Source organism: Okibacterium endophyticum (assembly GCF_054780075.1).
This window is the reverse complement of sequence record NZ_BAAGXA010000006.1, coordinates 182,937-196,798: the sequence shown is the minus strand read 5'-3', so window position 1 is coordinate 196,798 and position 13,862 is coordinate 182,937. Positions and strand designations below refer to the sequence as shown.

14 protein-coding genes are annotated in these 13,862 nt (G+C 65.0%); 8 read left to right on the top strand and 6 right to left on the bottom strand.

The window, feature by feature from the left end; all coding sequences use genetic code 11:
• Positions 1-71 precede the first annotated feature (71 nt).
• Positions 72-1,640, bottom strand: a complete 1,569-nt coding sequence (locus tag ACYVF5_RS09510; RefSeq protein WP_460945673.1) for an aldehyde dehydrogenase family protein — start codon at positions 1,638-1,640, stop codon at positions 72-74.
• Positions 1,641-1,971: 331 nt separating this feature from the next.
• Between ACYVF5_RS09510 and ACYVF5_RS09505 the strand changes: the two genes are divergently transcribed.
• The 3 genes from ACYVF5_RS09505 to ACYVF5_RS09495 all read left to right on the top strand — a co-directional run bounded on the left by ACYVF5_RS09505 (position 1,972) and on the right by ACYVF5_RS09495 (position 3,928).
• On the top strand, positions 1,972-2,682 hold the full coding sequence (locus tag ACYVF5_RS09505; protein ID WP_460945671.1) for an SDR family oxidoreductase: 711 nt from the start codon (positions 1,972-1,974) through the stop codon (positions 2,680-2,682).
• Between the two features lie 113 nt (positions 2,683-2,795).
• Positions 2,796-3,107 (top strand): DUF6412 domain-containing protein, encoded by a 312-nt coding sequence (locus tag ACYVF5_RS09500; protein WP_460945669.1) that lies wholly within the window; start codon positions 2,796-2,798, stop codon positions 3,105-3,107.
• 68 nt (positions 3,108-3,175) lie between these two features.
• Positions 3,176-3,928 (top strand): YidC/Oxa1 family membrane protein insertase, encoded by a 753-nt coding sequence (locus ACYVF5_RS09495; RefSeq protein WP_460945667.1) that lies wholly within the window; start codon positions 3,176-3,178, stop codon positions 3,926-3,928.
• A gap of 134 nt (positions 3,929-4,062) precedes the next feature.
• Here ACYVF5_RS09495 and ACYVF5_RS09490 read toward each other — a convergent pair whose 3' ends face one another.
• Together ACYVF5_RS09490 and upp are read right to left on the bottom strand one after the other, a co-directional pair.
• Positions 4,063-4,812 carry a winged helix-turn-helix domain-containing protein gene (locus ACYVF5_RS09490; protein ID WP_460945665.1) on the bottom strand — a complete coding sequence of 250 codons (750 nt, stop codon included), beginning with the start codon at positions 4,810-4,812 and terminating at the stop codon, positions 4,063-4,065.
• A 464-nt stretch (positions 4,813-5,276) separates the two neighbouring features.
• Complete coding sequence (gene upp / locus ACYVF5_RS09485; RefSeq protein WP_460945663.1) at positions 5,277-5,909, bottom strand: uracil phosphoribosyltransferase; 633 nt, start codon at positions 5,907-5,909, stop codon at positions 5,277-5,279.
• A 44-nt stretch (positions 5,910-5,953) separates the two neighbouring features.
• Between upp and tadA the strand changes: the two genes are divergently transcribed.
• Positions 5,954-6,418 carry a tRNA adenosine(34) deaminase TadA gene (gene tadA / locus ACYVF5_RS09480; protein ID WP_460945661.1) on the top strand — a complete coding sequence of 155 codons (465 nt, stop codon included), beginning with the start codon at positions 5,954-5,956 and terminating at the stop codon, positions 6,416-6,418.
• A 167-nt stretch (positions 6,419-6,585) separates the two neighbouring features.
• Here the strand turns inward: tadA and ACYVF5_RS09475 are convergent, their stop codons facing one another.
• Positions 6,586-7,548, bottom strand: a complete 963-nt coding sequence (locus ACYVF5_RS09475) for a cation diffusion facilitator family transporter (RefSeq protein WP_460945659.1) — start codon at positions 7,546-7,548, stop codon at positions 6,586-6,588.
• Positions 7,549-7,671: 123 nt separating this feature from the next.
• On the opposite strand from ACYVF5_RS09475, the gene proC reads away from it, so the two are divergent.
• Positions 7,672-8,514, top strand: coding sequence for a pyrroline-5-carboxylate reductase (proC, locus tag ACYVF5_RS09470; RefSeq protein ID WP_460945821.1), 843 nt, complete (start codon positions 7,672-7,674; stop codon positions 8,512-8,514).
• A gap of 18 nt (positions 8,515-8,532) precedes the next feature.
• Here proC and ACYVF5_RS09465 read toward each other — a convergent pair whose 3' ends face one another.
• Positions 8,533-10,209 carry a molybdopterin-dependent oxidoreductase gene (locus ACYVF5_RS09465; protein WP_460945657.1) on the bottom strand — a complete coding sequence of 559 codons (1,677 nt, stop codon included), beginning with the start codon at positions 10,207-10,209 and terminating at the stop codon, positions 8,533-8,535.
• Positions 10,210-10,671: 462 nt separating this feature from the next.
• Here ACYVF5_RS09465 and ACYVF5_RS09460 point away from each other — a divergent pair, with 462 nt between their 5' ends.
• On the top strand, positions 10,672-11,034 hold the full coding sequence (locus ACYVF5_RS09460; protein WP_460945655.1) for a DUF4190 domain-containing protein: 363 nt from the start codon (positions 10,672-10,674) through the stop codon (positions 11,032-11,034).
• 119 nt (positions 11,035-11,153) lie between these two features.
• On the top strand, positions 11,154-11,933 hold the full coding sequence (locus ACYVF5_RS09455; RefSeq protein ID WP_460945653.1) for a hypothetical protein: 780 nt from the start codon (positions 11,154-11,156) through the stop codon (positions 11,931-11,933).
• 615 nt (positions 11,934-12,548) lie between these two features.
• Here the strand turns inward: ACYVF5_RS09455 and ACYVF5_RS09450 are convergent.
• A complete protein-coding gene (locus tag ACYVF5_RS09450; protein WP_460945651.1) occupies positions 12,549-13,220 on the bottom strand; it encodes a potassium channel family protein in 672 nt (223 codons plus the stop codon).
• Positions 13,221-13,401: 181 nt separating this feature from the next.
• Between ACYVF5_RS09450 and ACYVF5_RS09445 the strand changes: the two genes are divergently transcribed.
• Entirely contained in the window at positions 13,402-13,842 is a 441-nt protein-coding gene (locus ACYVF5_RS09445; RefSeq protein WP_460945649.1) for an ArsR/SmtB family transcription factor, read from the top strand.
• The last annotated feature ends 20 nt before the right edge of the window (positions 13,843-13,862 follow it).

Sequence of the window (13,862 nt, the reverse complement as noted above, 5' to 3'; positions counted from 1 at the left end):
ATATATAACGGAACGGTAACGGCGTCTAGTTATCAAACCGTTATTCTCGAAAAATTTCTCACGGTCTCCCGTTAGCTGTCGAGGGTCAGGTTCTGCCAGTGGACGATGCCCGGCACATCGCGGCCGGGATCGTCGAAACGGATAACCGCATGCTCCTCTGTGCACGCCGCTATGGAGTATTCGCCGTGATTGCGGCCCAGTCCTGATCCTTTGACTCCGCCGAAGGGGGCGATGGGGACCGATGCTCCGATCCGGTGCACGTTGATGAACGTATTGCCGGCCTCGATGCGTTCGGCGACGCGCTCGGCGTGCTCGTAGTCGGAGCTCCATACCGAGGACGCCAGCCCGAACTCCGTGCGGTTCGCTTCTGCGACGGCTTCATCGTCGGTGTCAAAGGCGAGGATGGGGATGATCGGGGCGAATTGCTCGTCGAGGACAAGCTCGGAATCTGCGGCCAGACCGGTGACGACTGTCGGCGCGATGTACTGGCCGTTGTCCCAGTCTGCAGACGCCGCTCGGATCCCGCCTTCATAGACGTGCGCACCGGCCTGGCGAGCCTCTGCAAGCAGCCGCTGTGCGTTCTCGTATCCGGCCTTCGTCGTCAGCGGGCCGATATGAGCCTGGCTGTCGAAGCCGTTGCCGACGATGATCCTGTCAACGAGTGCGGTGAACTTCTCGGTGAACTCCCGGTAGTGCGAACGGTGAACGTAGATGCGCTTGATGTTGTAGCAGATCTGTCCGCTCATCGAATAACATCCGGCAATCAGCTCGCGCAGCATGTCTTCGGTGATTTCTGCGGACTCCAGCACGATGGCAGGGTCGTTTCCGCCCAGTTCCATCGACACCTTTTTGATCGTCTCTGCTGCTGAGGCGAGCACCTGCCGACCCGCGGCCGTGCCACCGGTGAAGAGGATGCTGCGGATCTTCGGATGCCCGGTCAGGGCCGAACCTGCGACCGAACCGCGCCCGGGAACCACGTTGAGCACACCAGGCGGAAGAGCCTTCGCCACTTCGGTCACGGCCGCTGTCAGAGCAAGAGGTGCGGCTTCCGGTGGCTTGACCACAACTGTGCAGCCGCTGATCAGCGCCGGGGCCACCGCGTTGAAGCAGAGGTGGACCGGGGTGTTCCAGGGCGAGATGACAGCCACCGGACCCACCGGCTTGCGAGAGATCTTCACCACCGATGCCGCTCCCGCGCCGGGATCGCCCACGGCGTCCGTCACGCGTTCAACCACCGCCGCCATACCGGCGAAGGACCGCAACAGGTGGACAGCGCCGTTGACATCGAGCCGCGCATCCACCAGCGGCTTTCCCACTTCAAGGGTCACGGTCTCGGCCAGGTCGTCCAACAGCGGGACGATCCGGTCCGCCGCCTCTCGCATAAGGCGGCCTCGTTCAGCGGCTCCGAGACCCGCCCAGCCGGCGAACGCGCGGTCTGCGGCCTGGACCGCCGCATCGACCTCGTCGGCGTTGCACTCGGCAACCGAACCGATCGTGATCGACGGATTCGCCGGGTCGGTGACGGGCGCGCTCGCGTTCGTCGACGTCGCTCTCCGTCCGTCGATGAAGGGCAGGGCCGTAGCCCACTCCTGCCGTACGTTCCGTGTCGGCGTCGGTGCCGGTGTCAAAGTCTCGGTCAATGGGTCCTCCTTGGTGGAACGCGTGGCGCCCCGCGGGATCGATGTGTCAACACTGTTGGAGTCTGTGACGTCCGTCATGTTTCTAGCAACAGTAGGACGGGACAGCGCTCGTAGCAAGAAATCGCATCCGGGCATCTCCTTTCGGCGGGCTGCCGATCCTCGGACGCAAGCCGACGTGACAGACGGCACTCCATGTTATGTCGTCGGCTGAATGCGGGCAGGCCGGCGCGAGGTGACAGAGAACTCTCAGCCAGGGGGTTTGACGAGTGCTGTGCTCTCTGGTCTGATGGCGTGCATCGGGCATCACGCCCAGGCGACCAAGGGAGAACAGATGATCACCATCGCAATCGTCGGCGGACACGGCAAGATCGCCAGGCTGCTTACCAGGGGCCTCGCGGAGCACGGGCACCGCACGCTCTCGATCATCCGGAATCCCGAACACGCGGGCGACATCGTCGGTGACGGGGGAGAACCCCTGCTGCTCGACGTGGAGTCGGCGACGGTCGACCAGCTGGCCAGTGCCTTCGACGGTGCGGACGCCGTCGTCTTCGCCGCGGGCGCCGGCCCGGACTCCGGTCCTGAGCGCAAGCACACCGTCGATTACGGCGCATCCGTGCTCTCGGCGCAGGCGGCATCCCGTGCGGGCATCACGCGGTTTGTGCAGATCTCGGCGATGGGCATAGACGGGCCGGTCGCCGACGATGCGAGCGAGGACTGGAAGGCATACGTCGAGGCGAAACGCGAGGCCGATGCCGCGCTCCGCGGTTCCGGACTCGACTGGACGATCATCCGCCCCGGGCGTCTGACCGACGACGAGGGCACCGGACACGTCTCACTCGTCGCGATCACAGAAGGCGGCGCGGCCTCAGAGGCGGATGCTGCCGGCCCACGGTACGGCGATGTTCCGCGCGATGACGTGGCGGCAGCTGTCGCTGCGGTGCTCAACGCACCGCACACGGTGGGACTCACGCTCGACCTTGTCTCTGGTGACACACCTCTCGACGATGCGGTCGCCCAGCTCGCCGCCGGACTCGGCGTCTGACGAGCGCGTTTGCGCAGACACCCGCGCCAGGAACACGTGCCGGCGATGGGGCGGTGACACCCGGATGCCGAACGTGAGCGCGCGGTAGGCTTGCGGCGAGAGGGGAATGCTCCGTGAGATCGCTCTACGCCTGGCTGGTCACGCTCGTGACCGTGTCGTTCGTGGCGCTCGCGGTCGCTCAGGCCGAACCCTCTGGGCACCCTGGCTACTCCGTGGCACTCGTCACCGGGGTCGCCGTGCTCACACTCGCCGCCGCGCTCGGGGCCCGCTACCTCGCGGTGATCATCGTCGCGTTCAGCCTGACGGTGGGATCCCGCTCGAGGCAGCACCGCGAGGTGCTCGGCACGATGGTCGCGCCGAGGCATCCGAACACCCAGGGGCGCCCTCGCCCGCGTGCGCCGTCGTTGTCGGGGGCGATCGCGTAGTCCTTCCGTCGTGAGGGAGCGCGGTCGCGCATCGCGACCATCTCTCCCTGACCGTAAGGACCACACACGTGGACATCTATTCTTTTGCGCCCATCGCGGCGATACTCGACGTGGCCTATTCGCTCGTCACCTCACTCGCATCACTCGTCACACCGTTCGCCGGCGCATTCGCGACGGTGCTCGCCATCGTCATCATCACCCTCGCCGTTCGCTCGATGCTCATCCCCGTCGGCTGGGCACAGGTGAAGGCAGAGACCACCAGGCGCAGGCTCGCCCCGAAGCTGCAGGAGCTGCAGCGGCGCTACAAGACGAAGCCGGAGCTTCTGCAGCGCAAGACCATGGAGCTCTATGCGGCAGAGAAGGCGTCACCGTTCGCCGGATGCCTGCCAACACTCCTGCAGGCGCCCATCGTCTCTGTCGTCTATGCCCTGTTCATTCTGGCGACGATCAACGGGCATCCGAACGGGCTGCTCACCGAACTGCTGTTCGGCGTGCCGCTCGGCTCGTCTCTGCTCGGGTTTCTGGGAGCCGGGCAGGTGTGGCCTGGTGTGCTGGTCTACCTCGCACTGCTCGTGATCGTCGGAGTGGTCGCCTGGGTCTCGCGCCGGCACGCGTCCAGGCTGGCCATGCCGGTCGCCGACGGTGCTCCCGGGGGAATGGCCGGGCTGATGGGCATCCTCAGCTGGATGCCGTTCATCACCGTCGTCTTCGCGGCGATCGTTCCGCTCGCGGCCACGGTGTATCTCACCGTGACGACGAGCTGGACGCTGATCGAACGGGCGACGATGCGCCGGGTCGTGGCCGGGCGCGCCGCGGGGTGAGACCACCCACCACGATGCACCCACCACGATGGCCGAGAGACGGAAAACCGGCCGACGGAGGGGCAAATCTCAAAATTTTCCCCGCTCTCGGCCGGTTTTCCCGCTCTGAGCCCGCGGGCTCAGAGCGGGGCGGCTCAGATGAGGTCGGGCGACGGGGTCGAGGCGTAGCGGATCGAGACGTCTGCGTGACGGTCGAACCGGTAGCCGACTCCGCGCACGGTTCGCACGATGTCTTCGTAGCGTGCGAGCTTTGCGCGCAGGCGCCGCACGTGCACGTCGATCGTGCGCTCGTTCGGGATCTCGTCGTCCTCGCCCTTCCAGAGCGACGTGATGATCTCTGCACGGTCGATCGTGCGTCCCTCGCGCAGCACCAGGTACTGCAGCAGCTCGAACTCCTTGTAGGTCAGCGAGATCGGCTCGTTGTCGAGCACAAGGCGCTTGCGCGAGATGTCGATCACCACGCCGGCGTGCGCGCGGTCCTGCCCGTCGTCATCCTGCTCGTCTGCCTCGACGTGGCGGTGCTTGGCCAGTGCAGACGGCTCCTGCAGGGCGAGACGCACGACGTCGACGTCTCGGCCGCCGACACCGGTCGGAGCGAGCGCGACGGCGGCATAGGCCTCTGCATCGGGAGCGAGGTCGCCGACGAGGTTCTTGATGGCCTCGACGATGGCGCCGAGACTTGTGCCGGCGGCGCGCGCCTTCTCTTCGTCGAGTCCGACGTACAGCGCGAAGCCGCGAGCTTCAGGCCCCTGAGGCACGGCGCGAATGTGCGAAGCGGATGCGGGTGCCTGGGGTGCGGCCTTGAGGTCGGCGCGCGAGCGTGCGATGCCGGTTCCGGTGACGGCGACGGCCGCGGGGGCAGTGGTGGTGTGTGCAAGTGACATGATGGGGAATCCTTGTGATGATCGCGGAATCCGGCGGCTCTCTACCGAGGCGGATTCGCTGGTGTTGTGCGGCCCTTCAGGCCTGGTGCGGTGACGCGTTCGACGCAGATGCCGAGCGTTGCACCGCTGTGTCTGCACCGGATTTCGTCGGAACCGTGTTCCCGTTGAACGTCTCTCGGTGGTGTGGGGCGGTCGAAGCAGTCAGTGACACATTCGACAACACGAAACCGCGCTGCCGGCGATCATCATGCCGGCAGTCCCGCGAAGCTCGACGGAGCCTGGGAACAGCGCGTTTTCAGTCATAGGTAGGATTCAAGCCGAATGTTGCGCTGTGTGTCAAGTCGTTGCACACTATGACGTTTCCTCGCGCATGATCGAAGAAAGCGCGCCACAAGCATCCTTACCGCGAAGAATGTTCGGCGTGGTGCGCGAAGGATGCTCGTCGGCGCAATGAGCTGCGACGCTCAGACGAGTCCATAGAGCCGATCGCCGGCATCTCCGAGCCCCGGCACGATATATCCGTGTTCGTCCAGGCGCTCGTCGATGGCACCGAGCACAACAGTCACATCGCGACCCTCCGTCGCCTTCTCGACGGCTGCGACGCCTTCTGGGGCGGCGAGCAGGCAGATGGCCGTGACGTCGACGGCACCCCTGTCGAACAGGAACCCGATGGCCGCGCCGAGAGACCCGCCCGTTGCGAGCATCGGGTCGAGCACAAAACACTGGCGGTCAGAGAGATCGTCGGGGAGGCGTTCGGCGTAGGTGGTCGGCTTGAGGGTCTCTTCGTTCCTGACCATGCCGAGAAAACCCACTTCAGCCGTCGGAAGCAGCTTGACCATACCCTCGAGCATGCCGAGCCCCGCCCGAAGGATCGGCACGACAAGCGGTTTCGGCTCGCTGACGGTCAGTCCCGTCGTCGACGTGACGGGTGTCTCGATCCGCACGCTGTTCGTGCGCACGTTGCGCGTCGCCTCATAGGCGAGAAGGGTGACGAGCTCCTCGGTGAGAGCGCGAAACACGGGGGATGCCGTGTTCTTGTCACGCAGTACGGTGAGCTTGTGCGTGACAAGAGGGTGATCGGCTACATGCACTCGCATAGGCTCTAACCTACCCGTTCGTTACCTGCCGTGGAGGGGGACGCATGACACTGCCCGTCGCACGCGGCGACCGCGAGGGGATGCGTGTCGCTCTCGACGAAGCCCGTCTCGCCCTCGAGACAGACGACGTGCCCGTGGGCGCGATAGTGCTCGACGCCGAGGGAACGGTCATCGCCAGGGGGCACAACGAGCGTGAGGCGCTCGACGACCCGACCGGGCATGCAGAGATGATAGCGATCAGGCGAGCGGCATGGGCCACCGGAAACTGGCGTCTCACCGGCACGACGCTCATCGTGACCCTGGAGCCGTGTGTGATGTGCGCTGGCGCCATTCTCGCCGCACGTGTTCCGCGTGTGGTGTTCGGCGCATGGGATGACAAGGCCGGCGCGGGCGGGAGTGTGTATGACGTGCTGCGCGACCGCCGGCTCAACCACACTGTCGAGGTCGTGTCAGGAGTCGAACAAGACGACTGTGCAGCACTGCTGACCGAGTTCTTTCGCGACCGCTAGCCGCCCGGTCGGGCGCGCTGGATGGCCTCGTCCCGCTCTCGATCGGGGCAGAGCCCGCTCGGGTCAAGCGAGGAGCCGGGCGGCCGGCTGCGGGCCCGTTCAGCCCGTCGCTTACGAGTCCAGCGCGCGGGTCGGGGGTCGGCCGTCGGTCACGAGCGGCCGAGAGCTCAGTCCTCGCTCTTGAGCACTATCGACTCGGTCGATGGTGCGTCTGCACCCGGCGTCCTGTAGACATCCGGTTCGAGATAGATCACACGCGCCACCGGTACGACCTCACGGATGCGGCCCTCGAGATCATCGATCGCCGACGCTACGTCGCCGAGGGGCATGTCTCGCACGAAGGCGAGCTTCGCCGCCACCATCATCTCGTCCGGCCCGAGGTAGAGGGTCTTCATGTGGATGAGCCGCTCGACCTCGTCGCTCGACTCGATCGCCGCGATGATCTTGTTGTTGTCGGCAACTGTTGCGCCCTCACCGACGAGAAGGCTGGAGGTCTCGATCGCCAGCACGACCGCGACCACGATCAGCAGGCTGCCGATCGCGAGAGTGCCGATGGCATCCCAGATGCTCGCCCCGGTGAGCACGGTGAGACCGACACCGATGAACGCGAAGACCAGGCCGAGCAGCGCTGCGACATCCTCGAGAAGCACGACGGGCAGTTCGGGTGCTTTCGCCCTGCGCACGAACTGAACCCACGAGAGCTTTCCGCGCACATGGTTCGACTCCCTCACCGCTGTGCGCAGTGAGAACGACTCGAGCACGATGGCGACCGCGAGCACCAGCAGCGGAAGCCACCAGACCTCCAGCTCGTGCGGGTGCTGGATCTTCTGGATGCCCTCGTTGATCGAGAACAACCCTCCGACGGAGAACAGCACGATGGCGACGATGAATGCATAGATGTAGCGTGTGCGCCCGTATCCGAACGGATGCTCGGCATCGGCTTTGCGACGTGCCCGCCTGCCGCCGAGGATGAGCAGCAGCTGGTTTCCCGCGTCTGCACAGGAGTGAACGGCCTCGGCGAGCATCGACGCCGAGCCGGAGAAGAACCAGGCGATGAACTTGGTCGCCGCGATGCCCGTGTTCGCGAGGAAAGCGGCCATGATGGCCTTGGTTCCGCCTGATGCGCTCATGGATCTCTTCTGCCGTTCGTTCGAGTGGGGTGCCGACATCGCAATCCTATGACCGACCGGGGGTGCAAGGGAGTGCCTCTCACATGCCCATTCACATGCCCATAAACTGGGCGCGTGATCGACATCCGCGCTTCAGCCGTCTCCCTGCCTGCGATCGCGATCCTCGGGTCCGGATCCATGGGCTCCGCCATCCTCTCCGGGCTGCTGCAGCCGGGGGTGCGCACCGCAGGCATCCGCGTGACGAACCGCACGAGGGCGAAGGCCTCGGCGCTCGAGGGACCAGGGGTGACGTCGCTCGCTCTCGACGATGACCCCGACGCGAATGCGCGGGCGGTCGACGGGGCGCGGATCGTGCTCGTCGCCGTCAAGCCAGCCGGAGTGCCAGATCTGTTGCGCGAGATCTCGGATGCCGTCTCGCCCGGCACGATCGTGGTGAGCGTCGCGGCCGGCGTGACGATCTCGACATTCGAGAGCCTGCTCCCCGCGTCTGTTCCCGTGATCAGGTCGATGCCGAACACCCCGGCGATCGTCGGCAGGGGGATCACAGGCCTCTCGGCCGGAACCCGGTCGTCGGACGACGATCTCGCCCTCGCCCGAGCGGTGTTCGAAACCGTCGGCGAGGTCGTCGAGGTGCCAGAGAACCAGCTCGACGCACTGTCGACGATCTCGGGGTCTGGCCCGGCATACGTGTTCTATCTCATCGAAGAGCTCACGCGCACGGCCATCGACAAAGGTTTCACTCCGGAGCAGGCTGCGCTCCTCGTCGGCGGCACGTTCCGTGGCGCGACCGAGCTGCTCGCCGCGTCGGAGCGCACGCCAGAAGAGCTTCGCCTTCAGGTCACGAGCCCGAATGGCACCACGGAACGTGCCGTCGCCGTGCTGCAGCGGGCCGGGTTGAGGGCCGTCTTCGACGAGGCGACGGATGCCGCGCTTGCGCGGGCGAGAGAGCTCGCCTCCGGCGCCTGACGCGCCGCACGATCCGCGTCACCGTACCGACACCCGACGCGTGTGCCAGCCCGTCGCACCGTCTGGCACGACCGGCCGCACCTGGCTCGTCTGGGTCTCGCCGCGTGTGTTCCTGGCACGGCAGCGGATGGTGTGATCGCCGGATGCCGCATTCCAGGGGATCGACCACTGCACCCAGGTGTCGTCCGAAATGGCGGCGGCGAGCGTTGCCTCGCGCCACGCGCCGTCGTCGATCTGCACGTCCACGGCCGACACCCCGATCCGCTGCTGCCACGCGACGCCAGCGATGACGGTCTCGCCCGAGTCGATCGTTCCTCCGCGCGGAACATCGATGCGCGACTGCAGCTTGATCGGGCCGCGCTCCGACCAGCCGCGATCCGTCCAGTACGCCGATGCCGCGTCGAATCGGGTGACCTCCAACTCGACCACCCACTTCGTGGCCGACACATAGCCGTACAGCCCGGGAACGACGAGGCGGGCGGGAAACCCGTGCTCGATCGGCAGCGGCTCGCCGTTCATCCCGATCGCGAGCAGTGCATCGCGATCGTCGGTGAGCGCCTCGATCGGTGTGCCGGCGGTGAACCCGTCGATCGAGCGGGACAGCACCATGTCTGCATCGGCGAGCGGCCGCGCCCGTTCAAGCAGGTTCCGGATCGGGTAGCCGAGCCACACGGCGTTGCCGATGAGTGAGCCGCCGACCTCGTTCGACACACAGGCGAGGGTGACGGCCGACTCCTCGAGCGGCAGCGCGAGCAGGTCGTTCCAGGTGACGGTCAGCTCTTTCTCGACCATGCCATGGATGCGCAGCGACCAGCCGGCCGGATCGACCTGCGGCACGATGAGCGCCGTGTCGATGCGGTAGAAGTCGGGGTTCGGGGTGACGACGGGTGCGAGGCCCGGAATCTCGAGGTCGGCGCCGGCGGGGATCGCCGGCGCTGCGGTTGCAGGCGCGGGCAGGCGGATCGCCGCGCGGACGGCCGCGACCGTGCGACCCGCTGTCCGCACCGCAGCCGATCCGGCGGCCGCAGCGGCTCCGACCACCGTGGCTGCGATGCTCCAGCCGAGGAACCACCGCCTGCTGAGGTCGGCTTTGTGCCTGTTCTGCGCTGTGCCCGCGGGGGGAGGAACAGGCGTCGGAAGGCCCGACGTCGAGAGAGCGGCTTCCGGTGGCTCAGCCTTCTTCCGGTCGATCGTTCTTCGTCCAGCGGACGGAGCTTCTGCCGAGGATGCGCCCGTGAGCGCAGACGCGGCGCGGGTGAGCAGGATGAGCGCGAGGGCTCCGACCATGCCAGCGGTCGCCGACGGGATCCAGGCGAGGCTCGTCGCGTTCGCCCGCGTTGTGGCGGCGAACACACCTGCCGCGCCGAGGACCAGCATGATGAGCGCGCCGGCCGGCGGACGGCGCTGTTGCAGCAGACCGGCGATCGCCGCGACGCCGAGCAGCGCGATCGCGACACCGACGAGCAGCGCGAGCTTGTCGGATGTGCCGAACAGCGCGATCGCGAGATCCTTAGCCCACGTCGGGGCAAGGTCGATCAGCGCCGATCCGATCGACGCGAACGGGCTCGACTCCGCCGCGAGGGCGGCGGCGAGCAGCTCGCCGAGACCAGCCGCAAGCACGGCGGCGACGAGCGCGGCGAGGGGACCGGTCCACGCTTCGCTTGCTGTTCGCCGGCGTGGCGCGGTGCTCGTCATAACCCGAGGGTACTTCGGCGACAGTTTCTGTGTCGCGGCCAGATCTTGCGAAACGAGAACGGATCGCGAAAGGCCTGGCCGCGGAGGCCGCGCCGCCGCCGGAACTCGTCAGGCGCTAGCCCTTTGCGACGCGCCAGCCTCTCGAGGCACGCGCGTCACAAGAGAGCTCGTGGGGCTCCCCCTCGCCCGCTGCAGCATCTTCAGATGGTTGGACGACTGCGGCACGGGGAGCGCCTGCCTCTGACCCAGGAACATCCGCTGGCGGAGATTCCTGGAGACCCGGGGCAGCTAGCTACGGTGACGACAAGTCGTTCTAGAAGTCAACAGCCATTTCGTAGGTACACGGAGCGGGAGACTTAGGCACATCTCCCGCTCCCGTCGTTTATGTTCAGCTGGGGCTCATCCCCGAACTGGGGGTGTCTCGCGCAAAACACGTTGCAATCGCTCGGGCACACTGAGGGAATGAGCCAGTATCCACCCCCGGTATCCACCCAGATCGTATATCACCAGAACATAAACGCTCCATCGAATGGCATGGCGACCGCACCGTTGGTCTTGGGACTCGTCGCAATTCTCATCGGCATCACGATTCCAATTCCGTTCTTCGGTCTCGTCTCGATGTTCTTCGCGTTCATACCGGCTGTCCTCGCCGTTGTCTTCGGAGCCATTGGCATGAAACGAACGCATGAGCTGAACGGTCTTGGTATGGGAACGTCCATCGCAGGCATCATTCTCGGAGGGATCACCCTCGTCATTTCGATCGTGGTGACGTTCTTCTGGATTTTGGCCATGGCGGCCTCTTCGGCGTCAGGCATTGTCTACTAATTGCCCCGATCTCCTCTTTCGTTTCAGAGCAATCGTGAGAACAACCGTGATCGTGTGTGACCCGAACTGGGGGAGTCGTATACACGACCGGGGCTGAAAGGTGAGCTCACACTGGAGAGATGCTAGATACGGGAATCTCGAGGGCAGTCATGCGACGATCGGCATATGTCGTCATGGCAGCAGTTGTCATAGTTTCTCTCATTGGATGCGCTTCTACATCGGCACCGAGCGAGACTCCGTCGAGGGTCTCTGAGACCAGTAGGACTGCGACTCCGAGGCCAACACCGACGCCGGTTCCTGTCTCGTACACGTTCAGCTGCTATGACGCGGAGTTCTCCAACAAGCTGGTGTTCCAATCGTTGGAAGAGGCATGGCGCTCGGGTGCAGCTCTTGGATCATGCGAAGCGATTAAGCAGGGCTCAGAGTGGACTGAGCAGCAAAATGCTGCCGCCGCGATCGCGGGTTACTCCGACATGTCTCATCTGAAGTACCTCTACGGAATCTGTGTAATGCCTGGAATGGGCTACGCGACAAACCCGACAATCCCGTACAGCGAGTCCCAGGTGCAAGAGGTAAATGCAGCCTTGCTCATTTGTCCGACTCATCCGGCGGCTGACGACGTCCGCGCGATTCTGGCGCAAGTCGATGCCGATGCGAAGGCGAGAGCTGATGGTTCCCGCTTTGGTGAAGGTGTCTATCTCGTTGGGACGGAGATCCAGCCCGGCACGTTTGCTATTGAGGGTGACATCACTGACTGCTACTGGGAGCGTCAAGACGCAAACGGGAACACCATCGACAACTACTTTGCCGCGGCAGCCAAGCGCGTCCAGGTCACGATTGCAGCAAGCGACTACGCGTTCAGCTCAACCGGATGCGGTACCTGGGTGAAGATCGATTGAGCACCCGTATGATCGTCTGATTCCAGCATATCCCAGATCAGGAACCACTGTCGTTGTTTTCCGATAACGACCGTAGAGGTTTCCGAATGCCCATGCGGTTTCACTCGTTGTCGGCGAGCTGTTCTCAACCATCGACGCGATCGCCGGGTCGCCTTGGGACGTCCCCAGGCACAGCCGTGTCCGACTGCGTCATTGCGCACAAAGTCGACCTTCTGTTTTGTCGTCAGTGCTTGATACTGATCTGAATCGGGGAAGGCAACGGCCTCACCCAGTCTGGACTTGGGCATAGTTGTCCTCCTTGGTTTCGTGAGCTGACGCTGAAGCTTGGTGATGTGACGGGCATTTCTTCTAGCTCAGGTGGGTGAGTGAACGTAGTAGCGCCAAAGCGCCCCGTCTCAGTCCGAGGCATAGCGAGGGTGAGATCGTCACCAGTCGTGGGTCACTCAGCAACTGAGCAGGGATCTCACCAGAACCGATGGCATGGTTGACGGCATCGTCGATCCAGACCAGCATGTCGTGGTGACCGGCCGGGTTGATCGGTGGTCCTGTAGCCCGAGCGTATTTCGGACTCACCGCGCCGCGGCCCGTCACGAGGCCGACGAGACCGAGGCATCCTCAGCCGCCGAGCGCCGCGAACTTCTCGATGTCAGAGGTGCTCCCAGACACGATGATGAGGTCGTGATCAGAGACCACCGTGTCTGCCGTCGCGTAGGTGAACGGCTTGCCGGGCGACTTCACGCCGACAACTGTGATGTTGTGCTTGGTGCGCACACCGGACTCGGTGAGGTTCTTGCCCCGGATCGGCTTGGGAGGGTACATCTTCACGAGCGCGAAGTCGTCGTCGAACTGGATGAAGTCGAGCATTCGCCCCGACACCAGGTGGGCGACGCGCTCGCCGGCTTCTGCTTCCGGGTAGATGACGTGGTTGGCGCCGACCCTGGCGAGGATCTTTCCGTGTGACTGCGAAACGGCCTTCGCCCAGATCTGCGGAATCTTGAGGTCGACGAGGTTGGCCGCGATCAGCACACTCGACTCGATCGATGAGCCGACGGCCACGACGGCCGTCGAGAACTCCTGGGCGCCGATCTGCTTGAGGGCCTCGATGTTGCGTGCATCGGCCTGGACCGTGTGCGTGATGCGTTCCGACCACTTCTGCACAAGACCCGAGTTCTCGTCGATGGCCAGAACTTCGCGGTCGAGCCTGTCGAGCTCACCCGCGCAGGCCGCGCCGAAGCGCCCGAGCCCGATGATGAGCACGGGAGCGTCGTGTTTGATCCGATCAACCACCTACGGGCCTTTCTTCTGGTCGCATGACGTTCCGGCGTGGGATGGCCACGACAGCGGCGACGAGAGTCACTGTACCAATGCGCAACGTGAGCAGGGCAAGCGCCATGGCCCAACCGCCGCGTGTTGCCGCCGCATGGCATCCGTCATAGAACTCGGCGCCGAGAATCACTACCCTTGGCACATGGCCGACATCTATGACGTGATCGCGGACGCGACCAGGCGTGACATTCTGCAGGTTCTGCGCGAGCGGCACGATCCGGATGCAGCGGCTGATGAAGGCGGAACGAGCGTCTCGGAGATCGTCGCCGCGCTCGGTTTCAGCCAGCCGACGGTGTCGAAACACCTGAAGGTTCTGCGCGAGGCCGGACTGGTCTCGGTCAGGGAAGACGGGCAGCACCGCTACTACCGCCTCGAGCCCGAACCGCTCGAGCAGGTCGAAGACTGGCTCATCCCCTTTCTCAGCCTCGACGTCGACGTCGATGCCGACGCGATGGTGCTCGCACGCGGGCTTCCCGAACAGGCGAGGCAGGTCGCGGATGCGATCGGCAGCGTCGCTGCGGGCGCATCGCATCGTGTGGCATCCGCTGTTCACTCGGTGAGCAAGAAGCTCAGCAAGGGATAGGCATCCGGCCTCGCACTCGA